Origin of the sequence: Pseudomonas kitaguniensis (genome assembly GCF_049199985.1) — a bacterium.
GTDB lineage: Bacteria > Pseudomonadota > Gammaproteobacteria > Pseudomonadales > Pseudomonadaceae > Aquipseudomonas > Aquipseudomonas kitaguniensis.
This window is the reverse complement of sequence record NZ_JBLZPT010000005.1, coordinates 7631-33389: the sequence shown is the minus strand read 5'-3', so window position 1 is coordinate 33389 and position 25759 is coordinate 7631. Positions and strand designations below refer to the sequence as shown.

At 59.5% G+C, this 25759-nt stretch carries 21 protein-coding genes and 3 pseudogenes; 14 read left to right on the top strand and 10 right to left on the bottom strand.

Annotated features, from left to right (window positions below):
- The first annotated feature begins 1 nt into the window (after position 1).
- From ACOZK9_RS08965 to ACOZK9_RS08935, 7 genes and pseudogenes are all read left to right on the top strand, one after another.
- Complete coding sequence (locus ACOZK9_RS08965; RefSeq protein WP_421555648.1) at positions 2–1000, top strand: acyl-CoA dehydrogenase family protein; 999 nt, start codon at positions 2–4, stop codon at positions 998–1000.
- Positions 997–1755 carry a PIG-L deacetylase family protein gene (locus ACOZK9_RS08960; protein ID WP_099236317.1) on the top strand — a complete coding sequence of 253 codons (759 nt, stop codon included), beginning with the start codon at positions 997–999 and terminating at the stop codon, positions 1753–1755. Before ACOZK9_RS08965 ends, ACOZK9_RS08960 begins: the two co-directional genes overlap by 4 nt.
- On the top strand, positions 1752–2351 hold the full coding sequence (locus ACOZK9_RS08955; protein WP_058411150.1) for an SAM-dependent methyltransferase: 600 nt from the start codon (positions 1752–1754) through the stop codon (positions 2349–2351). Before ACOZK9_RS08960 ends, ACOZK9_RS08955 begins: the two co-directional genes overlap by 4 nt.
- A gap of 66 nt (positions 2352–2417) precedes the next feature.
- A pseudogene (locus ACOZK9_RS08950) lies at positions 2418–2582 on the top strand (glycosyltransferase); the annotation flags it as partial.
- 153 nt (positions 2583–2735) lie between these two features.
- Positions 2736–3497, top strand: coding sequence for a PIG-L deacetylase family protein (locus ACOZK9_RS08945; protein WP_058411151.1), 762 nt, complete (start codon positions 2736–2738; stop codon positions 3495–3497).
- 152 nt (positions 3498–3649) lie between these two features.
- Positions 3650–5143 (top strand): methyl-accepting chemotaxis protein, encoded by a 1494-nt coding sequence (locus ACOZK9_RS08940; RefSeq protein WP_421555647.1) that lies wholly within the window; start codon positions 3650–3652, stop codon positions 5141–5143.
- Between the two features lie 183 nt (positions 5144–5326).
- Positions 5327–7504, top strand: a complete 2178-nt coding sequence (locus ACOZK9_RS08935; protein WP_421555646.1) for a TonB-dependent siderophore receptor — start codon at positions 5327–5329, stop codon at positions 7502–7504.
- Positions 7505–7586: 82 nt separating this feature from the next.
- Here the strand turns inward: ACOZK9_RS08935 and ACOZK9_RS08930 are convergent, their stop codons facing one another.
- Entirely contained in the window at positions 7587–8597 is a 1011-nt protein-coding gene (locus ACOZK9_RS08930) for a zinc-dependent alcohol dehydrogenase family protein (protein ID WP_421555645.1), read from the bottom strand.
- A 174-nt stretch (positions 8598–8771) separates the two neighbouring features.
- Between ACOZK9_RS08930 and ACOZK9_RS08925 the strand changes: the two genes are divergently transcribed.
- On the top strand, positions 8772–9695 hold the full coding sequence (locus ACOZK9_RS08925) for a LysR family transcriptional regulator (protein ID WP_421555644.1): 924 nt from the start codon (positions 8772–8774) through the stop codon (positions 9693–9695).
- Positions 9696–9981: 286 nt separating this feature from the next.
- A complete protein-coding gene (locus tag ACOZK9_RS08920) occupies positions 9982–10359 on the top strand; it encodes a DUF3775 domain-containing protein (RefSeq protein WP_421555643.1) in 378 nt (125 codons plus the stop codon).
- 249 nt (positions 10360–10608) lie between these two features.
- On the opposite strand, the gene ACOZK9_RS08915 is transcribed toward ACOZK9_RS08920, so the two are convergent.
- Complete coding sequence (locus ACOZK9_RS08915) at positions 10609–10941, bottom strand: DUF6124 family protein (RefSeq protein ID WP_152751036.1); 333 nt, start codon at positions 10939–10941, stop codon at positions 10609–10611.
- 744 nt (positions 10942–11685) lie between these two features.
- Here ACOZK9_RS08915 and ACOZK9_RS08910 point away from each other — a divergent pair.
- Positions 11686–12306, top strand: coding sequence for a LysE family translocator (locus ACOZK9_RS08910; protein WP_421555642.1), 621 nt, complete (start codon positions 11686–11688; stop codon positions 12304–12306).
- 128 nt (positions 12307–12434) lie between these two features.
- Here ACOZK9_RS08910 and ACOZK9_RS08905 read toward each other — a convergent pair whose 3' ends face one another.
- A complete protein-coding gene (locus tag ACOZK9_RS08905; protein WP_421555641.1) occupies positions 12435–12767 on the bottom strand; it encodes a DUF6124 family protein in 333 nt (110 codons plus the stop codon).
- Between the two features lie 692 nt (positions 12768–13459).
- On the opposite strand from ACOZK9_RS08905, the gene ACOZK9_RS08900 reads away from it, so the two are divergent.
- Positions 13460–13885 carry a cupin domain-containing protein gene (locus ACOZK9_RS08900; protein WP_421555640.1) on the top strand — a complete coding sequence of 142 codons (426 nt, stop codon included), beginning with the start codon at positions 13460–13462 and terminating at the stop codon, positions 13883–13885.
- Between the two features lie 66 nt (positions 13886–13951).
- Here the strand turns inward: ACOZK9_RS08900 and ACOZK9_RS08895 are convergent, their stop codons facing one another.
- From ACOZK9_RS08895 to ACOZK9_RS08885, 3 genes and pseudogenes are all read right to left on the bottom strand, one after another.
- Entirely contained in the window at positions 13952–14410 is a 459-nt protein-coding gene (locus tag ACOZK9_RS08895) for an Hsp20 family protein (protein ID WP_421555639.1), read from the bottom strand.
- A 129-nt stretch (positions 14411–14539) separates the two neighbouring features.
- A pseudogene (locus ACOZK9_RS08890) lies at positions 14540–14974 on the bottom strand (methyl-accepting chemotaxis protein); the annotation flags it as partial.
- 105 nt (positions 14975–15079) lie between these two features.
- Positions 15080–15763 (bottom strand): annotated as a pseudogene (locus ACOZK9_RS08885) (PAS domain-containing protein); the annotation flags it as partial.
- Positions 15764–16099: 336 nt separating this feature from the next.
- On the opposite strand from ACOZK9_RS08885, the gene ACOZK9_RS08880 reads away from it, so the two are divergent.
- Together ACOZK9_RS08880 and ACOZK9_RS08875 are read left to right on the top strand one after the other, a co-directional pair.
- Positions 16100–17476, top strand: a complete 1377-nt coding sequence (locus tag ACOZK9_RS08880; protein WP_421555638.1) for a pyridoxal-phosphate dependent enzyme — start codon at positions 16100–16102, stop codon at positions 17474–17476.
- A complete protein-coding gene (locus ACOZK9_RS08875) occupies positions 17473–18639 on the top strand; it encodes a cystathionine gamma-synthase (protein ID WP_421555637.1) in 1167 nt (388 codons plus the stop codon). Before ACOZK9_RS08880 ends, ACOZK9_RS08875 begins: the two co-directional genes overlap by 4 nt.
- Before the next feature lie 69 nt (positions 18640–18708).
- Here the strand turns inward: ACOZK9_RS08875 and ACOZK9_RS08870 are convergent, their stop codons facing one another.
- Positions 18709–20907, bottom strand: a complete 2199-nt coding sequence (locus ACOZK9_RS08870; protein WP_421555636.1) for an OsmC domain/YcaO domain-containing protein — start codon at positions 20905–20907, stop codon at positions 18709–18711.
- Between the two features lie 229 nt (positions 20908–21136).
- Here ACOZK9_RS08870 and ACOZK9_RS08865 point away from each other — a divergent pair, with 229 nt between their 5' ends.
- The gene (locus ACOZK9_RS08865; RefSeq protein ID WP_421555635.1) at positions 21137–21697 is read left to right on the top strand and encodes a cysteine hydrolase family protein; all 561 of its coding nucleotides are present in this window, start codon (positions 21137–21139) and stop codon (positions 21695–21697) included.
- A gap of 126 nt (positions 21698–21823) precedes the next feature.
- Here ACOZK9_RS08865 and ACOZK9_RS08860 read toward each other — a convergent pair whose 3' ends face one another.
- From ACOZK9_RS08860 to nirB, 3 genes are all read right to left on the bottom strand, one after another.
- A complete protein-coding gene (locus tag ACOZK9_RS08860) occupies positions 21824–22264 on the bottom strand; it encodes an HIT family protein (protein WP_421555634.1) in 441 nt (146 codons plus the stop codon).
- Between the two features lie 122 nt (positions 22265–22386).
- Positions 22387–22749 carry a nitrite reductase small subunit NirD gene (gene nirD / locus ACOZK9_RS08855; protein WP_122250131.1) on the bottom strand — a complete coding sequence of 121 codons (363 nt, stop codon included), beginning with the start codon at positions 22747–22749 and terminating at the stop codon, positions 22387–22389.
- Entirely contained in the window at positions 22749–25310 is a 2562-nt protein-coding gene (nirB, locus tag ACOZK9_RS08850) for a nitrite reductase large subunit NirB (RefSeq protein WP_122250130.1), read from the bottom strand. Before nirB ends, nirD begins: the two co-directional genes overlap by 1 nt.
- Positions 25311–25759: the final 449 nt, after the last annotated feature.

Below are 25759 nucleotides of genomic sequence, written 5' to 3'. Positions count from 1 at the left end.
AATGGCCTTGCACGGATTCCTTCAAGGCACACCCGGCTATGCTGACACGCAAGCGCTGGGTCATGCCCTGAAGGCCCTTCAGGAAGAAGGCCTGGACCAGCTGCCGTTACCCGGCAGCGGTCAAACGCTGCAGCGTTTCAGGGTGTTGGCGCAAGTGGCAGCGCATGACTTGCGCCTGTGCAAGCTGTTCGAAGGGCACACCGATGCCTTGGCGATCATGGCTGAACTCGACAGCCCCCTGCCGCCCCTGGGCAGCGTGTGGGGCACGTGGGCCGCCGAACCGCCGAGCGCAAAAGTGCGTGTGCGGCGTAACGGCCACAGCATGATCATCGACGGTCGCAAGGCTTGGTGTTCCGGTGCTGCGGTGGTCAGTCACGGCTTGTTGACCGCGTGGGATGAGGAGGACCGCCAGCAGTTGGTGGCGGTCGATATGCAGCAGCCCGGCGTGAGCGTGACAGATGATGGCTGGAGCGCCGTGGGCATGGCGGCCACCGGCAGCGTCGAGGTTGTATTCAGTGGCGCCAAAGGTGTTGCCGTCGGCGGGCCGGGTGATTACCTCGCCCGCCCCGGCTTCTGGCAAGGCGGCATCGGCATTGCGGCGTGTTGGTATGGCGCCGCGCAACGCTTGGCAGAAGTGCTGCGTGAGCAGTGCGCCAAGCGCCCCGAACCCCATGCGCTCGCGCATTTGGGCGCGGTCGACAGTGTGCTGAACAGCGCGGCCTGTGTGTTGCGCGACTGCGCAGCGCAGGTTGACCGTGCGCCCCAGGCGGATGCTCGCCGATGGGCTCAGCGCGCCCGCGCGTGCGTCGAAGACAGTGTTGAACAGGTAATGCGCCATGTTGGTCGCGCAGTCGGTGCCGGGCCTTATTGCAAAGACCCGCATTTTGCTCAACTGATGGCGGACTTGCCGGTGTATGTGCGCCAAAGCCACGCCGAACGTGACCTGGCCGCCTTGGGCGAGCAGGTTGCCGAAGACGGCGCAGGGAGGTGGCAGTTATGAAACCCAATCCAATCGTCGGCCAAGGCACGCCACTGCATCAATGGCAGGCCTCGGCGCACATGGCCGAGTTACCGCACGTCAGCGTTGAACAGTTGGTGCCCGAGGGGCATCGCGCGGTGATCATCGCGCCCCACCCGGACGATGAAGTACTCGGGTGTGGCGGCCTGTTGCAAGGCTTGGCCCTGCTCGACCGGCCAATTCAGTTGATCTCGGTGACTGACGGCAGCGCCAGTCACCCAGGCTCGACACATTGGCCGGTGGAGCGCTTGAGTGTGGTCCGCCCGCAGGAATCGGCGCAAGCCCTGCACCGCCTCGGTGTGCCGCTGCACAGTTTGAAATGGTTGCGTGCAGGGTTCAGCGACAGCCAGGTAGCGGCACGCGAAGAGCAGTTGGTCGCGTTTATCCAGCGCCACCTCAAACCCAACGACGTGGTGTTTACCACGTGGCGTGAAGACGGCCACTGCGACCACGAAGCCGTCGGCCGCGCGAGCGCAAAAGCCGCAGAGTCGGTGGGCGCCACGGTCTACGAATTACCGGTATGGACCTGGCACTGGGCAACCCCCGAAGACAGCAAAGTACCCTGGCACCGGGCGCGTAAAATCCCGCTGGCACCCGAGGCGGTGGCGCGTAAACGCCATGCCATTCACGCGTTCGCCAGCCAGTTGGAGGGCGACCCGCAGATCGGCCTGCCGCCGGTACTCGCGCCCTATGTGGTGGAGCGCCTGCTGCAACCCTTTGAAGTGGTGTTTGTATGAGCGTGGCCACGCCGTATTTCGACCAGTTGTTTGCCGGTAATGATGACCCTTGGGCCTTTCGCCAACGCTGGTATGAGCAGCGTAAACGCGCGCTGACCCTGGCGGCGCTGACCCGGCCACATTACGCGTCTATATTCGAGCCCGGTTGCGCGAACGGCGAGCTGAGTGCGCAATTGGCGCCGCGCTGTGACCGCCTCGTGTGTTGTGACACGGCCAGCGCCGCCGTAGCCCTGGCGAAAACCCGCCTGGCGGGGTTTAGCCACGCTCAGGTTGAGCAAAGTCGTTTACCCGAACAATGGCCAGCGGGCTCGTTCGAGCTGATCGTGTTGAGCGAGCTGTGTTATTACCTCGACGCCAAGGACCTGCACGGTCTGATTGATCGTGCCCTCGCCGCCCTGACCGACAACGGGCAATTGCTCGCCTGCCACTGGCGCCCGACCATTGAGGGCTGCCCACAAACCGCCGAACAGGTGCATGCCTTGCTGCAACAGCGGTTGGGCATACCGCCGGTGGTGCAGCATCACGAAAGTGATTTTCTGCTCGACCTGTGGAGCCGTGACGGCACGTCGGTGGCAATTTTTGAGGGCTTGCGATGATCGGCATTTTGATCCCGGTGCATAACGAAGAAGCACTGGTGGCCGAATGCCTAAGAGCCGCAACGATTGCAATGGGTGCGTAACCTGGAGGGTTGCGGCGCGACCATCGCCTGGCGCCACTCCCCGCACGTCATCATCAGCGCCCGCCTGGACTGCCGCGCCCAAGGCGGTTTTGGCGATTACCTGAGGAGACTGACTCAGCGCCCTGAAAATCGGCGCTACAAAATGTAAGAGTGTCCAATCCTTGGCTATGCTGTACAGGCCTTGCGCGCAATCCATGGTTGGACTGCCGCTAATCACCGCAGCGGAGCCTGCAGTGACCAAATGAGGGTCGTGCCGCACACGGAGCACGGCCCCGCATCACTCTACAAGGATGTGACACCCATGAAACCTGCCGCCGAAAGCGATGGTCGACGCGCCCCCGCGCAAATCTGGAACAGCGCGCCGCAGTTGGCGCAAATCCCCACCATTGCCCCTTCCACCCTGGTGCCGCCAGGCGCACGCGTAGTGATCATTGCGCCCCACCCGGGCGATGAAGTGGTGGCGTGCGGGGGTTTGCTGCAAGTGCTCAGCACCCTGGAACACCCGCTGCTGTTGATTTCGCTGACCGATGGCAGCGCCAGCCATCCGGGTTCGCGCACGTGGCCTGCCAGCCGCCTGAGCGTGATTCGCCCGCAAGAAAGTGCCGAGGCGCTGCGCCGCTTGGGCATGCCGTTGCACAGCCTGAAGTGGATTCGGGGCGGTTTTCGCGACGATGCGCTGGCCGCCTGTGAGCAGCCGATGAGCCAATTTATTGCGCGCTACCTGCACACCGGTGACGTGGTGTTCACCACCTGGCGCAACGACGGTACAGCCGACCACGAGGCCGTCGGCCGCGCCAGCGCCAAAGCCTGCAGCCTGCTGGGCGCGCGGCTGTATGAATTACCGGTGTGGGCCTGGCACCGGCCGGTGCGCGAAGGCGCGGTGATCCCCTGGCAACGCGCGCGCAAAATCCGCCTGGACAGCTGGGGCGTCGCGCGCAAACTTCACGCCACCCACGCGTACGCCAGCCAATTGGCCGGCGACCCGCACATCGGCCTGGCACCGATGCTCGCCCAAGAGCTGCTGGAGCGCATACGCGAACCGTATGAAATCGTGTTTGCCTAGCGCGTGGCGTATTACCGCGTGTAAAAGCCTGCAGCGGCAACGCTCAAGTCGCCATCGGGCAGGCCGATAAGCTGGTGCGATCGAAGCACCTGCGGGCCATGGTGGCACGCCGCATGCTTTGTTGATGGCTCGACCACACGGAGTATGAGTGAATGCCTGTCCACACGCGTTTTTTGGCGCATTACCGCAAGGCCGATCGCATCATGCTGGCGTTGATCTGGCTGATGTTCGGGTTTTCACTGGGGCTGGCGTTCTGGCACGACACATTGATCCAGGCCGTGATCGTCGGCGGTGGCACCAGCGTGGTGCTGACGGCGCTGTACCGCGCGCTCAGCGGCACTCGCTTGATGCGCTGCTTGCTCGGCGCCGGCTTGATGGTGATGGCCGCCCTGCACATCAACCAATCCTGGGGCATGATCGAATCGCACTTCGGGATTTTCGCGTTGCTCGCGGTGCTGACGTTTTACCGCGACTGGCTGCCGATACTGGTGGCTGCGGCGACCATCGCCGTGCACCACGTGGTTTTTCACGTCCTGCAACACCAAGGCTTCCCGGTGTTTGTGATGGAACATCACGGCGGCTGGAGCATGGTGTTCCTCCACGCGTTCTACGTGGTGATGGAGAGCGTCGCCCTGCTCTACCTCGCCATTCATAGCCACGCCGAAGCCGTCGAGAGCCAGGAGATGCTCGAGAAGATGCTCGCTGTGACCTCCCAACTCACCGTCGAAAATGCCGAGGGTGAAGGCAAGGTGCATGTGTCCCTTGCCAAACGTTTCGACCATTTCCTGCAACAAATCACCCACCTGATCGACGGCGTTACCCGCGACTCCCAAGGCCTTGGCCAACTCGGCCAGGAACTCGCCAGCGCCAGCGGCACCCTGGAAAAAGGCGCGCGGCATCAATTGGCGGAAATCACTCAGATGAGCGATTCGATGCAGCGCATGGAAGACGCGATGGGCCACATCACCGTACACGTCGAGCATGCGGTGGAACACGCAGGCCAAGCCAGCAAGCAAATTATCCGCGGGCAGGAAAGTGTCGGCCGAGCGCAGCAAGAAATCACCCAGTTGGCGGCGCGCATCAACGTTACTAACCAAACCGTACAGGGCTTGGCGATCCAGGCAGAGCAAATCGGCTCTGTACTCGAAGTGATCAGCAGCATCGCCAACCAAACCAACCTGCTCGCACTCAACGCCGCCATCGAAGCCGCGCGCGCCGGTGAACAAGGCCGTGGCTTCGCCGTGGTGGCTGATGAGGTGCGCAGCCTGGCCCAGCGCACGGCGGTGTCCACTCAGGAAATCAAACAGATTATCGAGGGTTTGCAGCAAGGCAGCCGCGACGCAGTACAGGCCATGCACGACAGCCAGCAAGGCGTGGAGCGCTGCGTGCAAGACAGCCAATTGGCGGTTCAGATGCTGCAAGCGGTGGGAAGCGACATTGCGCATATCGATCAATTGAACGGGCAGATTGTGACCACTACGCGCGAGCAATCAATGGCGAACCAAGAGATCGTGGGCCGTTTGCAGTCCGTGCAAAGCGTTGCGCAGAGCACCGCGGACGACGTGGAAACACTGGCGCGCAGCAGTGAACGGCTGCCGCCGATTGCGATGCGCCTGGATGCGCTGGGGCGCAGGTTTCATCAGTAACCGCTAAAACGCTGCGAGGTTCATCACACATCCCGATAAACCTTGACCGGCCCCTCCATAAAGGCGCTCACCGCGGCCCGACATCTGAGGCCGGTTTTGCTTGGCGGGCTTTTTCGCGGTAACAAATCCTGACATACTTGTTGGTAATGATTCTTATAATTATTATCAATACAGAGCCCCGTCATGTCGATTTGCACCACCCCGCCACGTACCTTCCGCCCCGCTCGCGATTTGTTGGCGATGGCTATATGCATGGCCAGCCTGGCGCCGGCCTTCGCCGAAGAAATCAGTAGCCCACCGGAAAACGCCAAAGCGGCCACGCTGGAACTGGGCGCCACCGAGATCACCAGCAGCCAACTCGGCAGCATTACTGAAGGCTCCGAGTCCTACACCACTGGCGCGATGTCGACTGCGACCAAACTCCCGCTGACCCAGCGTGAAACCCCGCAATCGGTCACGGTGATCACGCGTCAGCGCATGGATGACCAGGCGATGACCAGCATCAATGATGTGGTCAAAGCGACGCCCGGTTTATTCCTGAATTTTTCCAACGGGCCAGGACGGCAGTCGTACACGGCGCGCGGTTTCGACATCGACAACCTGATGTATGACGGCATTCCGAGCGGCTACAGCGGCGCCACAATCGGCGCACAGCCGAACCTGGCGATGTTTGATCGCGTCGAGGTCGTACGCGGCGCCACCGGCCTGGTGACGGGTGCGGGCAACCCTTCGGCCGCCATCAACATGATCCGCAAGCGGCCACTCGACGAGCAGAAAGTCACCCTCACCGGCGCCGCCGGCAGTTGGGACGACTACCGTGGCGAGGTCGATGCCTCCAGCCCGCTTAACGACAGCGGCACACTGCGTGGCCGGGTGGTGACCTCCTACCGCGACGCCAACAGCTTTATCGATAACGTGACCGAAGATCACGGCCTGTTCTATGCGGTGACAGAAGCCGACTTGAGCGACGACACCACGCTGACCCTCGGTTTCTCGCACCAAAAAGACAAGACCAATTACTTCTGGGGCTCGTCGATGATCGGCGAGGACGGCCATCACCTGAACCTGTCGCGTGCCTACAACCCAGGCACCGACTGGGAGAATAAAGACCAGGAGATCAACACCGTCTTCGCCGAGCTCCGTCAGCGCCTGGCGAATGACTGGAACCTTCAGGTCAACGCCAACTACGCCGAACAAAACGGCTTGTTCTCTGGCTCCTATCAATCGCGCTGGGTTAACAACACACTGGCCCGCACCGTCTACCAGGCGGCGTTCGATGAAAACCAGACCGGTGTGGATGCCTTTGCCAGCGGCCCGTTCCAGGCATTCGGGCGCACCCATGAACTGGTCGTGGGTGCGAGCAAACGCATCTACGACATGACCACGCACAACTACAGCCCCTACGACACCAACTGGCCGCTGACGGCGGGCAAACCCGACTTCGTGCGCACCGACAACCCGCGCGAAGTCACCACCCAGGACGGCGTTTACGTCACCACGCGCCTCAGCCTGGCCGACCCGCTGAAACTGATACTCGGCGCACGCCTGGACTGGTACGACTACGACAACCGTGATGGCGACGGCGACTACAAGGTCACACGCAACCTCACGCGTTACGCAGGCTTGATCTACGACCTGGACGAACACCATTCGGTCTACGCCAGCTACAGCGACATCTTCACCCCGCAGACCGAAAAGAGTACCTCCGCCACACCGGTTAAACCCATCGTCGGCAAAAACTACGAAGTCGGCATCAAAGGCGAATACCTCGACGGCGCCTTGAACGCCAGCCTCGCGCTGTTCCGCGTCGACCAGGAAAACCGCGCCGTACAAGTGTTCGTCGAAAACTGCCCGCAGACCGCCTGCTACCAACCCTCCGGCGAAATCCGCAGCCAAGGCATCGACCTCGAGTTGCAAGGCGCGCTGACGCAAAACTGGCAGGTGGGCGGTGGCTACACCTACGCGCGCACCCACACCATCAAGGACGCCGCCAACCCGCAGAACGTCAACCAACAGTTCGACACAGACACCCCCGAGCACCTGTTCAAACTCACCACCCGCTACCACTTCCAGGGCCCGCTGGAAAAACTCCGCGTAGGCGGCAACGTCTCCTGGCAAAGCCGCATGTACAACGACATCGCACTGGCCGATGGCAGCCAATACCGGCTCAAGCAAGGCGGCTACGCCGTTACCGACGTGATGGCTGGCTACAAGGTCAACCAGCATTTGGACGTGCAACTTAACGCCAATAACATTTTCGACCGCCGCTATTACCAGGCCATCTCGAATTCTGTGAGCTATGGCGGTGATTCCTACGGCAGCCCGCGCAATATGATGTTGAGTGCCAAGTACAGTTTTTAACCTCCCCTGTGGCCCTGTGGCGAGCAAGCCCGCTCGCCACAACGGTTGCAAAAAAGGCGCCATTTCGGCGCCTTCATTCGTATCAACCGACCTTGATAACCACCTTCCCAAACGCCCCCTTCGCCAAATGCTCGTAAGCCTCACGAGCCTGTTCAAACGGATACACCTGATCAATAACAGGGCGAATAGCGTGTTGGTCAAGGAACACATTCATCCGGTCAAACGATGAGCGTGGCGCCACCGCGATACCGCGAATGGTCGTCTGGCGGAATATAAGTGGCATCAGGTTGAGCTCGACCGTCTGCCCCGTCAGAAAACCGATCTGTGCAATACGCCCGGATGCCTTGGTCGCGGCAACCGATTGGTTGATACCGCTGCCGCCAGCCACATCAAGCAAGAGGTCGACGCCCTTGCCTTCGGTGAGTTTCAGCACTTCGTCCGCCCAGTTCGGCGTGGTCCTGTAATTGATGCCCGCCACTGCACCCAAACGCTTAACCGCGTGCAGATTCTCATCACTGCTCGACGTTGCAATCACCTTCGCGCCAAGCGCGGTAGCAATCTGCACGGCGAATATCGACACACCGCCAGTGCCCTGAACCAACACGGTTTGCCCCGGTTGAATCTGCCCGAAATCAACCAGTGAATACCACGCGGTGAGTGCCGCGATCGGCAATGTAGCCGCCTCCTCGTCACTCATGTTCGCGGGTGCGCCGACTGCGCTGTCTTCGTGGATGATCATGTATTCGGCCAAACCGCCCGGCAACGGCGAGCCAAAGCAGTAATCCGGCTCGTTCGGGCCAGGCTCGCCTTCCAGCCAGCGCGAGTAAAGGTGCGAATTGACCCGATCACCGACCTCAAAGCGCGTAACGCCCTCGCCCACCGCAACCACCGTGCCAGCGGCGTCGCTGACCGGAATCAACGGCTTGGGCACCGTGTGCGGCTCATAGATGCCGTCAACGATGGCCTTGTCGCGAAAATTAAGCGAGACGGCGCCGACCTTGACCAAAAGCTCGCCAGCCTTGGGTTGTGGGGTCGCTGTCTCGCCCAGTTGCAAATTGTCGAGTCCGAAATCTTTCAATAACCAGGCTTTCATGGTGAATCTCCACATGCACATCAATGATCGCAAACCGACACCGGCCCGCTTTGAGCGCATCTTTCACCTTTGCAAGCGCGCAATAAATGCGCGCAAAAAGACATGATTGTTCTATTCTGAAACAACAATCAGCGTCAGCCATGGCTGAGTCAGCCAGGCGCAAAGGAACACACCATGGAATTGCTGCAATCGATGCGACTGTTCGCACGGCTGGCCGAGCTCGGCAGCTTCACCAAAGCCGCTGAGTCGCTGGACATCGGGCGGCCACAAGTCACCCGCTACATCCAGGAGCTGGAAACCTCATTGGGCGTGCGCCTGTTTCAGCGCACCACGCGAAAAGTCGCACTCACCGCCGAGGGCGAGCGATTCTATGAGCGCGTACAAGAAATTCTTACCGACATAGCCGCCGCCACCACCATGTTCGACCGCACCGGCGCAACGCTCGGCGGCCGCCTGCGCATCGACATCCCAACCGCCTTCGCACAAATCGAACTCATAAGAAGCCTTAAACAATTCGCCGCTGCCTTCCCAGGCATCAACTTGGTACTCGGCGTGACCGACCGCGCCGTTGACCTGGTCGGTGAAGGCATCGACTGCGCGCTGCGCATCGGCGATTTACCCGACTCCAGCCTGATCGCGCGCCCAGTCGCGATGGCCACGATGGTCACCTGCGCTGCGCCCGAGTATTTGCACCAGCACGGCCAACCGCAAACGCTCGACGAACTCACAGGCCATCGAGGCGTTAACTTCCTGTCTGGTCAGAACAACCGCACGCGGCCCTGGCACTTCACGAACAAGGGGCAAGACCACACGTTTGTGAGTAACGCCGGCATAACCGTCACCGAATCGAATGCCTACGTTCAATGTGGCGTGTCAGGCTTCGGCATCATTCAGGCGCCCGGCATCACCGTGGCGGAGCATCTGAACAGCGGCGCACTGGTGGAGATTCTGCGGCCCTATCGCCCAGCGCCACGGCCGGTATGGGTGGTGTACCCGAGCAGGACGCATCTGGCGCCTCAGGTGCAGGTTTTTATTGAATGGCTACAGGAGCGGTTTGTGCACTTGCAGGGTGCGTGGTTGCAGGAAGCCTCGGTGTAATTATGTGGTGGGGGTTTTGCGGCTGGCAGGTCGCTTGAAGCAAAAGCGGGCGACATGTGGTTGAGGGTAAAGGTGGGCGTCGGTGAGCCTGAGGATGGGCAACATGAAATTCAGCTATTGGCCACTTTCGGCCAAAAGGTGTCATTCCGCGATGTTTATGGAATCGTGAGGCAATTCAATGAGCGTTTTTTTGGCTTCAACAATAGTGATTCGAATGGGCTGTTTCGCGCTCGCACTTTATTTTCCCTGATGGCATATTGCTTACCTATCGAAAAAAGGACGCAACATGACGTATAACTTGAAGCACCTATCGCCAATTGAAATTCGCAGGATCGCGGATCTCGCGCGAGCAATGCTTGAAGATGGTCCAGAAACGGTGCGCATCGCCGATATAGATTTAGAGCGAGTTTTCCATCGAACCCCGGAAGAGCTCGAACTAGTTGCGGGCATTGTGCCATTGAGCCGAGAAAAGAAGCTCGAGTTAATTGCCCTAGCATACTTTGGTAGGGGGGATGCCAGCGATGAGACGCCAGAAGCTGGTATTGCTCGTTTGCGATCGATTTTTGAGCGCGATGAAGACGACGAAATTGCCGATAAAATCACGGGCAAGAGTCCAGCCCTTGCTCAGTATTTGGATAATGCGCTGAGGAAAATTGAAGCCTAAAGTGTTGTTGAGATTGCCTTGGATTTGAAGGCTTTAAATGGCTGCTCTTGGCCGTTAATGGCCGTTCTCAGCCAAACACTTAGATCCACGCCCCTTTTTTCGTGCTTTTTCAGTAGGTCGATCTTACCTGCTGGGTTCGCGCGGTCGAAGCTCTTGGCCAAGACCGCAAAAAAGCCATAGAAAAATCACCGATTCGTCATAACGGCGTTACGACGAGTCGGCAATCTCTCGACTTACCCAATTTAAAACTCAGCTACCCGCTACACCCGCCTCCCGCTCCATCAACCTATCGATCAACAAAACCCCCAGCTCACTCAGTTGGTGAATCGCCAGCGCCACATCCCGTTGTTTCCCGGTCAAATCCTCCGACAGGTCGAGCAACAACGCGCTAACCGAGGAAAAGGTTTCATAACTGTTGGTGATCAAGGTTTCATTGCTGGCGTCAGCGGCAACGCTGAACAAACCCGGTGATGGCGAGGGCGGGGCAGTTTCTGGATTGAGGTATCGGTCTATCGCTCGATGCGCGGCCTGATTGAGTTTCAGGTCTGGCTCGCTCGGAGGGTTAGGCGTGATTTTGAACATGTGTGTTGTACCTGATCAGGGCCAACACCTCTTCGCTACTAAACGAGGGGGTGGCAGCTGTGCGCAGGTTAGTAGACCGGGGAAACACACAAAGCCGGCGCGCCCGAGGGCGCCCTGCGCACAGCCACCATCAAGCACAGACAAGAGCATCTGGGAGATGAGGCTTATGCACTTTATGTTGTCACTCAGGCTACTAAACCCGATCACTGAGTTTTCAGCGACTGAGCAACCTTAGAGACGCCCACTCAAGCGCACAAGCCGGCCGATTCTGACGCAAGCGTAGGCAATGGAGCAAGGCGCTGTCGCCTATAACATGACGTTTCACGGCCTGCTGTAGGAAATGTGCTGATCCTGCAACACACAAAAGCAGTGGCTAGCCCGCGCGCGCCACTCAAAGCGGGTGAAACGTTTCGTTCGTTCAACCCGCGCACAACACCCACAGCGCCCATCAGCCAATGCCCGAGGTTCTCTGATAGCATCCAGCAGCATTGAACCTATTTGAAGGTATGCAGGCGATGGCCATTCTCTGCCCTCCCATTGCGTGATGGCTGTGACTTGCTGGAGGTAATCGGTCGACGCTTACGTGCGCAGGTCTCGGATACCGAAGAAACACCCGTAACACCGGTTAGCTAGCTTTAAACGCTCCACGCGCGTTGGCGTCAATACGACTTCAGCGCGCGGATTGTCCAACCGCCACCACAGGCCTTATTCTCGACGCACAGTCCAACCGAACCCGGAGCCGCCATGGACCTTGCCACCCTCGCTGTTTTCGTCCCGGCATGTTTTGCTTTGAACATGGCCCCAGGCCCGAACAATTTGCTGTCCGTCAGCAACGCCACCCGTTACGGCTACCGCACGTCGTGTCTCGCAGGCGTCGGCCGCCTGCTCGCTTTCGCGGGCATGATAGCCTTCGCCTCTGCCGGTTTGGCGGTGGTGCTGCAAACGTCAGAGTTGTTGTTCTACGCGATCAAAATTCTGGGGGCCGCGTATCTGTTTTACCTGGCATTTTCGCTGTGGCGCGCAGATTCACAGCCGCAGGCTGAATCTGCTGCGGCCGGAATGGGGGTATGGGCATTGGCGCGCCAAGAGTTCCTGGTGGCCGCAGGCAACCCAAAAGCCATCTTGATTTTCACCGCATTCTTTCCGCAATTTGTGACGCAAGACCAACCGGTCACGCCGCAATTTGCGCTGTTGGGTGCAATGTTCCTGATGTTGGAATGGATCGCCATCAGCGCTTACGCCTATATGGGCCTACACATGCGCCGCTGGTTCGCCGAGCCGCGTGGCAAGCGGATGTTCAATCGATGCTGCGCGGGTTTGTTGTCAGCGGCGGCGACGGTGTTATTGCTGGCGCGGCGGGCTTGAGCGATTAGGCGAAGCTTGCTCTGGCGGTAACGCAGTTGGCGATACGGTTTGGCGACCTGACTATCGGATGCAAAAGCACTGCGTTTTTTGCAGTGGCTACCGAGTCGTCAGGTTACCCAATTTAAAACTCAGCCACCCGCTACACCCGCCTCCCGCTCCATCAACCTATCGATCAACAAAACCCCCAGCTCACTCAGTTGATGGATCGCCAGCGCCACATCGCGCTGTTTCCCGGTCAAATCCTCCGACAGGTCGAGCAACAACGCGCTAACCGAGGAAAAGGTTTCATAACTGTTGGTGATCAAGGTTTCATTGCTGGCGTCAGCGGCAACGCTGAACAAACCCGGTGCTGGCGAAGGTGGGGCAGTTTCTGGATTGAGGTAGCGGTCTATCGTTCGATGCGCGGCCTGGTTGAGTTTCAGGTCTGGCTCGCTCGGAGGGTTAGGCGTGATTTTGAACATACTTGGAATTCCCTCTAGGGGGCGCCACCTCTGAGCTACTAAACAAAGGGGTGGCAGCCGTGCGCAGGTTAGTAGACCGGGGAATTCCAAGAAAGCCGGCGCGCCCGTGGACGCCCTGCACACAGCCACCATCAAGCACGGACGAGGCCGTCCGATAGATGACGCTTATGCACTGACTGGAATAACCCCAGGCTACTAAACCCGATCACTGAGTTTTCAGCGACCGAACAACCTTAGAGACGCCCACTCAAGCGCACAAGCCGGCCGATTCTGACGCAAGCGTAGGCAATGCAGCAAGGCGCTGTCGCCTATAACCTCGACGTTTCACGGCTTGCTGTAGGAAATGTGCTGACTCAGCAAAACACAAACGCAGTCGGTAGCCCGCTAGCCGCTCACGAAGCGAGTCGAACCTTTCATTCGAGCAACCCGTGCACAGCGCCCATCCGAGCGGCCGGGATTACCGCACGCAAGCCCTGCGCAATTGGCTGGCAGCAGCGAGCCGGTGCTGCAGGGGTTGCGCTCAACCGGGGCGAAACACCTGCTGCCGATGCCTGAGTCATAAAGGTGACTTCCACCGCCGAGTACACTAATTTATCCGATAGATGGACCGCCGACGCCCCGTTCCCTGCCTGTTATGAACCCGTAACAGGCCGAGTGAATCTGACTAACTTACACCCAGTTGGAGGAAAACCATGACCACTGACCGCGTGCTTGACTGTGTCCTGTTAAAACCCGCTGAGTCTTATCAGGGCAAACAAGGGCTGGATTATCAGGTTGGCATTTCTGCTGAAAGCGCCGGTGCGCAACATATCCATATGCAGGTGTTGAACATTGCGCCTGGCGGGAAAGGTAAGGCACATAAACATCAGCAGCATGAAACCGCTATTTATGCGCTAAGTGGCACCACCGGTTGTTGGTACGGCGAGGCGCTTGAAAAGCATGCCATCGTGGAAGAAGGTAACTTTTTTTATATCCCTGCGGGAATGCCGCATGTGCCGTATAACCGCAGCAACGAGCAAGTAGCCACTGTGTTAGTTGCTCGCACCGACCCGAATGAGCAAGAAAGTGTAACGCTGTTGCCGGAGCTTGATGAATTGATGGCTTCAAAGCAGGGCTAGAACAGGCCTTTCGCTGTGCGCGGGCCAGATTAAAAAAAGGCGCTCCGAAGAGCGCCTTTTATCACGTTATTGCAGGCTGACCTGGCGCAAGTCTGGCTTGCCGCCAGTACCGATTTCGATACGTTTTGGCTTGGCTTCTTCGGGTACGACGCGAAGCAACTCGATTGCCAGCAAACCGTTGGTGAGTGATGCGCCTTGCACCTCGATATGGTCAGCCAGTCGGAACGACAAACGGAAGGCCCGTTGCGCGATTCCCTGGTGCAGGTACGTGACCTTCTCATCGCTTTCACGTTTCCCACCAGAAACGCTTAAAACGCCATTCTCGACCTGAATGTCTATGTCGTCCCCTACGAGGCCCGCCACTGCAATCACGATGCGGTACTGGTCATCACCGTGCTTTTCGACGTTGTGAGGTGGATAGGTATTGCCCGCCTCATTGCGCAGCGTCGATTCAAACAGGTCGTTGAAGCGATCAAAGCCCACAGACTGACGGAACAGTGGGGCCAACGAGAGAGTAGTAGCCATAACAAAATCTCCTGAGTTTTATCCAAGTGATTTAATACGCGACCCGCTTTCGGCATCGCGTAAGGCCAAAATAGGGACTACCCAACGGTTTTCAAGGGCGCCTCAAAAAAATTTTAACGCCCCGTTTACCTACCCCAATTGCGTCGCAAACCTGCCTACTGCGTCGACGACGCGCTTGGCGCCATCCTGAATCTCGACAATCACCTGGCCCGCCTGCGTAGCCAGGTCAAGGCCCTGCTCTGCCTGGGATTTACTGTTCGCCATCTCCGCGACGGTTTCGCCCACCAGCTTCTGGTTTTGCGCAACCACCGAGGCAATTTCCTCTGTGGCGGTGCTGGTGCGCCCAGCCAATTGACGAACTTCATCCGCGACGACCGCAAAGCCACGCCCCTGTTCACCGGCGCGGGCGGCTTCAATCGCAGCGTTCAAGGCGAGCAAGTTGGTTTGCTGGGCAATACTGCTGATGGTTTGAACAATCGAGCTGATCAACAGGGATTGCTTGCCGAGTGCCTCTACTCCGCCGGAGGCCGCCTGTATATCCACCGCGATCTTGCGCATGGTGTGCATGGTGTCGTTAACCACCACAGCGCCGCGCTGGGCACTCACATCGGTGTGTTGGGAGATTTCAAAGGCGGTTTGCGCGGCGGTGCTGACGTCTTGTTCACGGGCAACTTGATCGGTCACCACCGTAGCGAACTTGACCACTTTGCAGAGTGTGCCTTCGGCGTCGTACACCGGGTTGTAAGTCGCCTCTAACCACACGGTTTGACCGCGACTGTCGACACGTTCAAATCGACCGGCAACAAACTCGCCCTTGTTCAGCGTTAACCAAAAATCCTTGTACTTCTGCGACGAGGTTTCTTCCGGCGTACAGAATATGCGGTGATGGCTGCCTTTGGCGTCGCTGAGGCTGTAACCCATGGCTTTCAAGAATTGGTCATTGGCTTTGAGTACGTGCCCGGAGAGGTCGAACTCGATCACTGCAGTTGAACGCAGCAGTGCCTCGATAAACGAGGTGTTTTCCGAAGCCTGTTCAACGCGGGAAGTAATGTCGGTTGCATAGCAGGTGACATGGCTCAGGTTGCCGGCAATGTCGGCGACGGGTTGCCAGTGCGCATGAATCCATACCAGCGAGCCATTCGCATGCAAATACCGGTACTCGTCAGTGATTGATCGGCCTGCCGCGACGGCCGCCTGAAAGTTAAGAAAGCACGGAAGTTTGGAGACGTACTTGGGGACGATATTCGCCATCTCGCGCCCCAGCAGTTGGTCCGGGGTGTAGCCCAAAGCCTCGGCAAAGTTTGCGTTACAGCCGATGATTTTAAACGTTGGATCGATGCTCAACGTCAGCATTTCACGGTTGAGGCCATCGCGCAGTTGGCGCAGCTCCGACAATTCGGCCGCCTGAGCGTTAACCTGGTTCTTGAGTTTTTTATTAAACATCAGCTACGGCCTCCTTGGTCATAACAATGCTATCGGCATAGTCTTAAGCAAATTGAGGCCACTCAGCGGGCGAGTGCCCCCAGGCTGCAGCCTTGCAGCAAAGCGTAGGCGCTGAAACCACCTCATGCGTCAAAAAAATACATCCTGCGGACCGCTCGGTGGCGAGCGGTGCAATCGCGGCCTATGTTCAAAGGCATGTTTGCATTTTGCTGCTTCACTCAAGCCCTTTCGTCACCAGGTGAAATCATGCCCAGCCTCCCACGCCCCGCCGTCCTTGAATTGATCGGCAACACCCCGCTGGTGCGGGTCAGCCGCTTCGATACCGGCCTGTGCACGCTGTTTTTGAAGCTTGAATCGCAAAACCCCGGAGGTTCGATCAAGGACCGCATCGGGCTGGCGATGATCGACGCCGCCGAGCGCGACGGCCGCCTGCGCCCCGGCGGCACCATCATCGAAGCCACCGCCGGCAATACCGGTCTGGGCCTGGCGCTGGTTGGCCGGGCCAAAGGCTACCGCGTGGTGCTGGTGGTGCCCGACAAAATGTCCACCGAAAAGGTGCTGCACCTCAAGGCCATGGGCGCCGAGGTGCACATCACCCGCTCCGACGTCGGCAAGGGCCACCCCGAGTATTACCAGGACGTGGCGGCGCGGCTGGCCAAGGATATTCCGGGCTCGTTTTTCGCCGACCAATTCAACAACCCGGCCAACCCGCTGGCGCATGAAACCAGCACCGCCCCGGAAATATGGGCGCAAACCCAGCATGACCTGGACGCGATTGTGGTGGGCGTCGGTTCTGCCGGCACGCTCACCGGCCTGACGCGCTTTTTCAAGCAGGTACAGCCGGCGTTGGCCATGGTATTGGCAGACCCGGTGGGTTCGGTGATGGCTGAATACAGCCGCAGCGGCAAAATTGGAACGCCGGGCTCGTGGGCCGTGGAAGGTATCGGCGAGGACTTTATCCCCTCGATTGCCGACCTCTCCAGCGTGCGCCACGCCTATTCCATCAGCGATGAAGAAAGCTTCGACCACGCCCGCCAACTGCTCAAGGCCGAAGGCATTCTGGGTGGCTCGTCCACCGGCACCCTGCTCGCCGCCGCCCTGCGCTACTGCCGCGAGCAAACCGAGCCGAAACGCGTGGTCACCTTCGTCTGCGACACCGGCACACGCTACCTGTCTAAGGTTTACAACGACCAGTGGATGAACGACGCTGGCCTGCTGCACTACAAGCATTACGGCGACCTGCGCGACTTGATCGCCCGCCGCTTCGAAGACGGCCGCGTGATCAGCGTGAGCCCCGATGACACCTTGCTCATGGCCTTCCAGCGCATGCGCCTGGCCGATGTTTCGCAACTGCCGGTGTTGGCGGATGGCCAGACACTGGTCGGCGTGATCGACGAATCCGACATTTTGCTGGGGTTGCACACCGACGCCGAGCACTTTTCCATGACCGTCGCGAGTGCCATGACCGACACCGTGCACACCCTGGCCCCCAGCGCCAGCCTCGGCCAATTGCAGGCAGAACTGGATCGCGGCCTGGTCGCGATCATCGCCGACGCGTCCGGCTTTCATGGCCTGATCACGCGTGTCGACCTGCTCAACCACCTACGGAGATCCCTTGCATGAGTCAGCCCGATAAAACTGCGTTTGCCACCCGCGTGATTCACGCCGGGCAGTCACCCGACCCGACCACGGGCGCCTTGATGCCGCCGATCTACGCCAACTCCACCTACCTGCAAGAAAGCCCCGGCGTGCACAAGGGCTTCGACTATGGGCGCTCGCATAACCCAACGCGTTTTGCCCTGGAGCGCTGCGTCGCCGACCTTGAAGGTGGCAGCCAGGCGTTTGCCTTCGCCTCCGGGTTGGCGGCGATTTCCACAGTGCTGGAACTGCTCGATGCCGGCGCGCACATCGTCTCCGGCAACGACCTGTACGGCGGCACCTTCCGCCTGTTCGACAAGGTGCGCCAACGCAGTGCCGGGCACCGCTTCAGCTTTGTCGACCTCAGCGACGTGTCGGCGTTTGAAGCGTCATTGCAGGCCGATACGCGCATGGTCTGGGTCGAAACCCCGAGCAACCCGCTGCTGAGCCTGACCGACCTCAGCGCCATTGCGCGCATCTGCCGCGACCGCGGCATCATCTGCGTGGCCGACAACACCTTCGCCAGCCCATGGATTCAGCGCCCGCTGGAGCTGGGCTTCGACATCGTGGTGCACTCCACGACCAAATACCTTAATGGCCACTCCGATGTGATCGGCGGCATCGCCATCGTCGGCCACAACCCGGAATTGGCCGAGCGGTTGGGCTTTCTGCAAAATTCGGTGGGTGCCATCGCCGGCCCGTTCGATGCTTTCCTGACCCTGCGCGGCGTGAAAACCCTGGCGCTGCGCATGGAACGCCATTGCAGCAATGCGCTGGATTTGGCCACCTGGCTGGAACAACAGCCGCAAGTATCGCGCGTTTACTACCCTGGCTTGGCATCGCACCCTCAACACGAACTCGCACGTCGGCAGATGCATGGGTTCGGCGGGATGATTTCGGTGGATTTGAACAGCGACCTCGCGGGCGCTACGCGCTTTTTGGAAAACGTGAAGGTTTTTGCCCTTGCCGAAAGCCTTGGCGGTGTAGAAAGCCTGATCGAACACCCGGCGATCATGACCCATGCGAGCATCCCGGCGGCGACCCGCGCGCAGTTAGGCATTGGCGATGGATTGGTGCGGTTGTCGGTGGGGGTTGAAGATGTGGAAGACCTGAGGGCCGATCTGGCCCAGGCGCTGGCGAGGATTTAACGTACCTTCGCTGAGGCTACTGTGGCGAGCGGGCTTTAGGTAGCAAGCCCGCTTGCCACACCAAGCGTGTCAGCCAGTCTTCACATTCGCACGTGCCGCGTGCAGCTTTTTATAGCTGTCGATCAAGCGCAAATGCCGGTCCAGCCCTTCCAGCTGGGTGCTGGTCGGCGTCAGCCCGTAAAACCGCACGCTGCCGTTGACCGAACCGATCACCGCATCCATGCGCTCATCACCAAACATCCGGCGGAAGTTGGCCTCGTAATCAGCCAACTCCAGGTCCTCGTCCAACTGCATCTCCAACACCGCGTTAACCGCCTGGTAAAACAGGCCGCGCTCGGCGGTGTTGTCGTTGTACTGCAGGAACATTTCCACACATTCCTTGGCTTCTTCGTACTGCTGCAACGCGAGGTAGATCAGTAGCTTCAACTCCAGGATGGTCAGTTGACCCCACGCGGTGTTGTCGTCGAACTCGATGCCGATCAAGGTGGTGATGTCGGTGTAGTCGTCCAGCTCGCTTTCTACCAGGCGTTCAGCCAAGGCTTTAAGGTCGTCGGCGCTGAGGCTGTGCAGGTTGAGAATGTCGGCGCGGAAGAACAAGGCCTTGTTGGTGTTATCCCAGATCAGGTCGTCCACCGGATAGATTTCCGAATAATCCGGCACCAGAATGCGGCAGGCGGTTGCGCCGAGGTGTTCGTACACCGCCATGTAGGACTCTTTGCCCATGCCTTCGAGAATACCAAACAGCGTCGCGGCTTCTTGGGCGTTGGAGTCTTCACCCTCGCCGGAGAAGTCCCACTCGACGAATTCGTACTCCGACTGGGCGCTGAAGAAGCGCCACGACACCACGCCGCTGGAATCGATAAAGTGTTCGACAAAGTTATTCGGCTCCGTCACCGCGTGGCCTTCAAAGGTCGGTTGCGGCAAATCGTTCAAACCTTCAAAGCTGCGGCCCTGCAGCAATTCAGTCAGGCTGCGTTCCAGCGCGACTTCCAGGCTTGGGTGCGCGCCGAACGAGGCAAATACGCCGCCGGTGCGCGGGTTCATCAAGGTCACGCACATCACCGGGAATTCCCCCCCCAACGACGCATCCTTGACCAGCACCGGGAACCCTTGGGCTTCCAGGCCTTGAATGCCGGCAAGAATGCCCGGGTACTTGGCCAGCACCTCGGCGGGAACGTCCGGCAGCGCAAATTCGCCTTCGATGATCTCGCGTTTAACCGCGCGCTCGAAAATCTCCGACAGGCACTGCACTTGCGCTTCGGCCAGGGTGTTACCGGCGCTCATGCCGTTGCTGAGGTAAAGGTTTTCGATCAGGTTTGACGGAAAGTACACCACCTCGCCGTCGGACTGGCGCACAAACGGCAACGACACAATGCCACGCGCTTCATTGCCGGAGTTGGTGTCGTACAGGTGCGAGCCACGCAGCTCGCCGTCGCGGTTGTAGATTTTCAGGCAATAGGCGTCGAGGATTTCCGTCGGCAGCGCATCGTTGCGGCCCGGCTGAAACCAGCGCTCATCCGGGTAGTGCACGAAAGGCGCATTGGCCAGTTCTTCACCCCAGAACTGATCGTTGTAGAAGAAGTTGCAGTTAAGCCGCTCGATAAACTCGCCCAAGGCCGACGCCAGCGCGCCTTCCTTGGTCGCGCCCTTGCCGTTGGTAAAACACATCGGCGAGTGCGCATCGCGAATATGCAGCGACCACACGTTGGGCACGATATTGCGCCACGAGGCGATTTCAATCTTCATGCCCAGGCCGGCGAGGATGCCGGACATGTTGGCGATGGTCTGCTCCAGCGGCAGGTCCTTGCCCGCAATGTAGGTGCCCGCCTCGGTGCTGGCGCTTGGCATCAACAGCGCCTGGGCATCGGCATCGAGGTTGTCGACTTGCTCAATCACAAACTCAGGCCCGGCCTGCACCACTTTTTTCACAGTGCAACGGTCGATGGAACGCAGGATGCCTTGGCGGTCCTTGTCGGAAATATCCGCCGGCAACTCGACCTGAATCTTGAAGATCTGGTTGTATCGGTTTTCCGGGTCGACAATATTGTTCTGCGACAGGCGAATATTCTCGGTGGGAATATTGCGCGTCGCGCAGTACAACTTCACAAAGTACGCCGCGCACAACGCCGACGAAGCCAGGAAGTAATCGAATGGCCCCGGTGCCGAACCATCGCCCTTGTAGCGAATCGGTTGGTCGGCAATTACCGTGAAGTCATCGAACTTGGCTTCAAGCCGAAGGTTGTCGAGAAAGTTGACCTTAATTTCCATGCGGGCACACCAGAATAACGAGCTAAACAAAAATGGCCGTCATTATGAGGTTTTTCAGCGGGAAGTTTCAGGGTTTTCCAGAGGAACCGCCGATCGGTGCCGCTGTTGACAGGCGTAACCCGGCCACTGCAACGCTTTAACAGGCTTCAATCGAGTCGCTCTCGCATCCAGGGTGAAATGCTCGCGCGCCACTGCTATGTTTGCGGCTTCGTCAGCAAAGGGAGGCGCTATGCAACCGCTGGATACGAACGCCGCATTGGTGATCATCGACATGCAACAGGGCATGCACCACCCAAAACTCGGGCGACGCAACAACCCCAACGCGGAGTCGCAAATACAGGCTCTTTTGAGCGCGTGGCGGCACGCCAAGCGCCCGGTTATCCATGTGCGACATATGTCGCGCTCGCCCGATTCGGTGTTCTGGCCTGGCCAACCTGGCTGCGAGTTTCAGGCGGAGTTACAGCCCCTGAAACACGAGCATGTGCTGGAAAAAAACGTTCCGGACGCATTCACGGCCACGGGCCTGGAGCGTTGGCTGCACGCGCGCTCGATCAAGCAGTTGGTGATCGTTGGGGTGATCACCAACAACTCGGTTGAGGCCACGGCGCGCTCAGGCGGCAACCTCGGTTTTGATGTAATAGTGGCGGCGGATGCTTGTTATACGTTTGATCAAACCGATCTGTCGGGGCGTGTCTGGCCGGCGGAGGATGTGCACGCGCTGTCGCTGAGTAACCTGGCGATGGACTACGCCAGCGTGATTGATACAGCCCACATCCTGGCCGGTAGCTAAGCCGCGGGTTCAAACACGTTCGCAGATTCCCGGCACCTCATCGGTGGGTCATTTGCGTGAAAATCTCGCGGTGGGCGAACTGCAATTGACCGACGAGGTAATGGTTGAGTTAAACGCAATCGCGGGTTAAATCGCTGAGCCCTGCAGTAATTGTGCAATGGCTTTACGCAGATCTCCGTGTACGTTTTCTGCGTAAGGCGTTGCGGTTTTCCAGTCGTAAAACCACGCTGGCATCTTGCGTTTGTCATCCGGCTCGCAGGCGTAGCGCGGGAAGATATGGCAGTGCAACTCCGGTTCCGAATTGCCCAGAATCTCGTAGTTCATGCGCAACGCGCCGGTGGCTTGCAGCACCGCATCGCCGATGCGCGCCATGTCGAGCAGGTAAAGGCTACGTGCAGCGGTATCCAGGTCGTTCAGGCTTGCGACCACCGGGTCGGGCAGTAGCAAGCAGTAACCGGGCAAAAACTGCACGTCTCCCATCACCGCCCAGCCTGAGGCCATGCGGCAGATAACCTTATCGTTGGCACCTTCGCGGGCCAGCGCCACGCGTTCTGTTATCAACGCCATATCGTGTCCTTGATTAAGGTAAGGGTCGTGGCTGGAGTTTTCAAAGCCGACCCTATTTCCCAAGCACAATACAGTCAACTGTGGGAGCGGGCTTGAGCTAACCAATCATGGGGCTGCCACACTCAGTCCACGCCCAACTCCACCAGCCCGGCGTTCAACCGCACCGGCCACACGCGCAGGCGCTGATCCGGCGCCTCGAGGCATTGGCCATCGTGCAAGCGATAATGCTGCTTGTAGATCGGCGCCGCCACCACCAGGTCACCCTTGATGCTGCCGACCAGCCCGCGACCGATCACGTTCGCCCCGGACTCCGGGTCATGGTTGTCGATGGCGTACAGGCGCTGTTCTTGCGCGCCCGGCAGGTAAAACAGCGCCACCTGCGCGCCGTCGAGCCACACCACTACGCCGGAGTTGCTCACCAGGTCTTGCTCGGTGCACACGCTTTTCCACGTGGCCAGGTTGGGCTGAATGTTGGATGAACTCATCAGGCAATCTCCTCGATGACGGGAATCAGGTTCAGTTCGCTCGCCATAATCGGGCGGCGCTGGCCACGCTCCTGAACAAAGTGGATGTCCGGGTCGGGGCGTTTGTCGTTGACGAAGGTGCGGAAGCGCTTGAGTTTTTCCGGGTCTTTGAGGGCGTTGGCCCACTCGCATTCATAGCGGTCGACCACAAGTTGCATCTGCGCTTCAAGCTCGGCGCCCAGCCCGAGGCTGTCGTGCAATATCACATCTTTGAGGAAGTCGAGGCCGCCGTCGAGGCTTTCGCGCCATACCGAGGTGCGCTGCAATTTGTCGGCGGTGCGGATGTAGAACATCAGAAAACGGTCGATGTACTGGATCAGCGTGGCGTCGTCGAGGTCGGTGGCGAACAGCTCGGCATGGCGTGGGCGCATGCCGCCGTTGCCCGCAATGTAAAGGTTCCAGCCCTTCTCGGTGGCGATCACGCCGACGTCTTTGCTCTGCGCTTCGGCGCATTCGCGGGTGCAGCCGGATACCGCGAACTTGAGTTTGTGCGGCGAGCGCAGGCCCTTGTAACGGTCCTCGATGAGCAAGGCCATTTTCACGCTGTCCTGCACGCCGTAGCGGCACCAGGTGCTGCCGACGCACGACTTTACCGTACGCGTGGACTTGCCATAGGCATGCCCGGTCTCAAACCCGGCGGCGATCAGCTCGGCCCAGATCTCCGGCAGTTCATGCAGTTGCGCGCCGAACAGGTCGATGCGCTGGCCGCCGGTGATCTTGGTGTAAAGGTCGTATTTTTTTGCGACTTCGCCGATTGCGATGAGTTTATCCGCAGTGATTTCACCGCCTGGAATACGCGGCACCACCGAATAGGTGCCGTTCTTCTGCATATTCGCCATGAAGGTGTCGTTGGTGTCCTGCAACGGCACGAGGGAAGCGTCCATGATCGGCTGGTTCCAGCACGAGGCCAAAATCGAGCCCACCGCCGGCTTGCACACGTCACAACCGGTGTGGCCACGGCCGTGTTTGGCCAGCAGTTCTTCGAAGGTGATCACGCCTTCCACGCGCACCAGCGCATACAGTTCCTGACGCGTATAGGCGAAGTGTTCGCACAGGCTTTTGTCGACGCTGACGCCGCGCGCAATCAGCTCATGCTCGAACACCTGCTTGAGCAACCCGGCGCAGCCGCCGCAACCGGTGCCGGCCTTGGTCTGCGACTTGAGCAGGCCGAGGTCGCTGCACCCGCCGTCAATCGCCGAGCAAATCGAACCCTTGGTCACGTTGTGGCACGAGCACACGGTGGCTGCTTGCGGCAAGGCGCCCGGGCCGAGGGTCGGCGCGCCAGTGGAGGATGGCAATATCAGGCTGGCCGGTTCGGCCGGCAACGCGATACGGTTTTGCATGTATTGCAGCAAGGTGTCGTAGTAGCTGTTGTCGCCGACCAGCACCGCGCCGATCACATGCTTGCCGCTCGCGTCCACCACCAGGCGTCGATAGCTGGCGCTGGCTTCGTCGATGAATTGGTAGCTGCGCGCACCCGGCGTGTTTGCATGCGCATCGCCGATCGAGCCGACGTCGACGCCGAGCAGTTTGAGTTTGGTCGACATGTCAGCGCCCACAAACGGCTCGGTGGCCTGCTCGCACAACAGCGCGGCAACCCCGCGGGCCATCTGGTAACCCGGCGCGACCAGGCCGAACAAACTGCCATTCCACGAGGCGCATTCGCCAATCGCGTAGATGTTCGGGTCGCAGCTTTGGCATTCATCGTTGATCACCACGCCGCCGCGCGGGCCAATCTCCAGCGCGGCCTGACGCGCCAAGGCATCTTGGGCGCGGATACCGGCTGAGAACACGATCAGGTCGGTTTCAAGGAATTCGTCATTCGCAAAGTTCATGCGGTAGCGATACGCCTCGCCCGCGCTGATCGACTGGGTGGCGCGGGACAAGTGCACACCGACGCCCAGCCGCTCGATCTGAGCCTTGAGCGCCAGCCCGCCAAAATCATCCAGTTGCACCGGCATCAAGCGCGGCGCGAACTCCACCACATGCGCTTCCAGGCCAAGGCTTTTCAGGGCGTTGGCGGCTTCCAGACCGAGCAGCCCGCCACCCACCACCACGCCGCGCCGCGCATTGGCGGCCGCCGCACGAATCGCGTCGAGGTCTTCGAGGGTGCGGTACACCAGCCGCGAGTCGCCTTCGGCGCCTTCAATCGGCGGCACAAACGGGTAAGAACCGGTGGCCAGCACCAACTTGTCGTAGGCCACGCACCCTTGGGCGGTAATCACCTCGCAACGGGCGCGGTCGATTTCCAGCACCGGCACGCCCAAGTGCAAGGTCACACCCGGCGTGTGGTACAGCGACGCGTCGGACAGCGCCAGCGACTCGGCATCGCGGCCGGTGAAGTATTCGGAAAGATGCACGCGGTCATAGGCGCGCATCGGCTCCTCGCTGAACACGTGCAAGCGGTAGTGGTCCAGCGCGCCGCGCTCGATCAGTTGCGCCACACAATGATGGCCGACCATGCCATTGCCGACGACAATCAGGGTTTTCAGCGGTTTCAGACTGGCGATAGTGGAATTCATGGAAAGCACCCGACAAAGCTCATCACGGTTTAAAAAAGCAAAAAAAAACGCCTGAAACCTTACGGTTCCAGGCGTCTTTGCCTGTTCTTATACGGGTTCGGATCGGGCGACTTCGCCGGTCCTTCCGTTATTGCCCATGACCTGTATGGCCTGTCGATCATCGTTGACCGAGGTGGGTTGAAGCTGAGCTTGCAGGCGCCGTGCCAATCCGCCGCGGGCGCCTGTGGCACGGGCTGCAAGCCGGCCTGCAAGCAGCGGACGAGTATTTTTGCGCCTCCAACTGGTGCGCCTCGCGTCATAAAAGTGCATTTTCAACGCTGACTTTATAACGCGGGGGGGGGGGGGGGGGGGGGGGGGGGGGGGGCCCCCCCCCCCCGGGTATAAAAGGGGGGGGGGGGGGGGGGTGAAAACAACAACACCGAGAAACCGGAGTAAGAGAAAAACACAAA

Bases quoted from the DNA above. Each gene is read 5' to 3' on its own strand.
- ACOZK9_RS08925 (WP_421555644.1), top strand. From the start codon at position 8,772: ATGGAATTGCTGCAATCGATGCGACTGTTCGCACGGCTGGCCGAGCTC.
- nirB (WP_122250130.1), bottom strand. From the start codon at position 25,310: ATGAATTCCACTATCGCCAGTCTGAAACCGCTGAAAACCCTGATTGTC.
- ACOZK9_RS08920 (WP_421555643.1), top strand. From the start codon at position 9,982: ATGACGTATAACTTGAAGCACCTATCGCCAATTGAAATTCGCAGGATC.
- ACOZK9_RS08895 (WP_421555639.1), bottom strand. From the start codon at position 14,410: ATGGCTACTACTCTCTCGTTGGCCCCACTGTTCCGTCAGTCTGTGGGC.
- ACOZK9_RS08865 (WP_421555635.1), top strand. From the start codon at position 21,137: ATGCAACCGCTGGATACGAACGCCGCATTGGTGATCATCGACATGCAA.
- ACOZK9_RS08965 (WP_421555648.1), top strand. From the start codon at position 2: ATGGCCTTGCACGGATTCCTTCAAGGCACACCCGGCTATGCTGACACG.
- ACOZK9_RS08860 (WP_421555634.1), bottom strand. From the start codon at position 22,264: ATGGCGTTGATAACAGAACGCGTGGCGCTGGCCCGCGAAGGTGCCAAC.
- ACOZK9_RS08880 (WP_421555638.1), top strand. From the start codon at position 16,100: ATGCCCAGCCTCCCACGCCCCGCCGTCCTTGAATTGATCGGCAACACC.
- nirD (WP_122250131.1), bottom strand. From the start codon at position 22,749: ATGAGTTCATCCAACATTCAGCCCAACCTGGCCACGTGGAAAAGCGTG.
- ACOZK9_RS08900 (WP_421555640.1), top strand. From the start codon at position 13,460: ATGACCACTGACCGCGTGCTTGACTGTGTCCTGTTAAAACCCGCTGAG.
- ACOZK9_RS08935 (WP_421555646.1), top strand. From the start codon at position 5,327: ATGTCGATTTGCACCACCCCGCCACGTACCTTCCGCCCCGCTCGCGAT.
- ACOZK9_RS08875 (WP_421555637.1), top strand. From the start codon at position 17,473: ATGAGTCAGCCCGATAAAACTGCGTTTGCCACCCGCGTGATTCACGCC.
- ACOZK9_RS08960 (WP_099236317.1), top strand. From the start codon at position 997: ATGAAACCCAATCCAATCGTCGGCCAAGGCACGCCACTGCATCAATGG.
- ACOZK9_RS08955 (WP_058411150.1), top strand. From the start codon at position 1,752: ATGAGCGTGGCCACGCCGTATTTCGACCAGTTGTTTGCCGGTAATGAT.
- ACOZK9_RS08915 (WP_152751036.1), bottom strand. From the start codon at position 10,941: ATGTTCAAAATCACGCCTAACCCTCCGAGCGAGCCAGACCTGAAACTC.
- ACOZK9_RS08940 (WP_421555647.1), top strand. From the start codon at position 3,650: ATGCCTGTCCACACGCGTTTTTTGGCGCATTACCGCAAGGCCGATCGC.
- ACOZK9_RS08870 (WP_421555636.1), bottom strand. From the start codon at position 20,907: ATGGAAATTAAGGTCAACTTTCTCGACAACCTTCGGCTTGAAGCCAAG.
- ACOZK9_RS08945 (WP_058411151.1), top strand. From the start codon at position 2,736: ATGAAACCTGCCGCCGAAAGCGATGGTCGACGCGCCCCCGCGCAAATC.
- ACOZK9_RS08930 (WP_421555645.1), bottom strand. From the start codon at position 8,597: ATGAAAGCCTGGTTATTGAAAGATTTCGGACTCGACAATTTGCAACTG.
- ACOZK9_RS08910 (WP_421555642.1), top strand. From the start codon at position 11,686: ATGGACCTTGCCACCCTCGCTGTTTTCGTCCCGGCATGTTTTGCTTTG.
- ACOZK9_RS08905 (WP_421555641.1), bottom strand. From the start codon at position 12,767: ATGTTCAAAATCACGCCTAACCCTCCGAGCGAGCCAGACCTGAAACTC.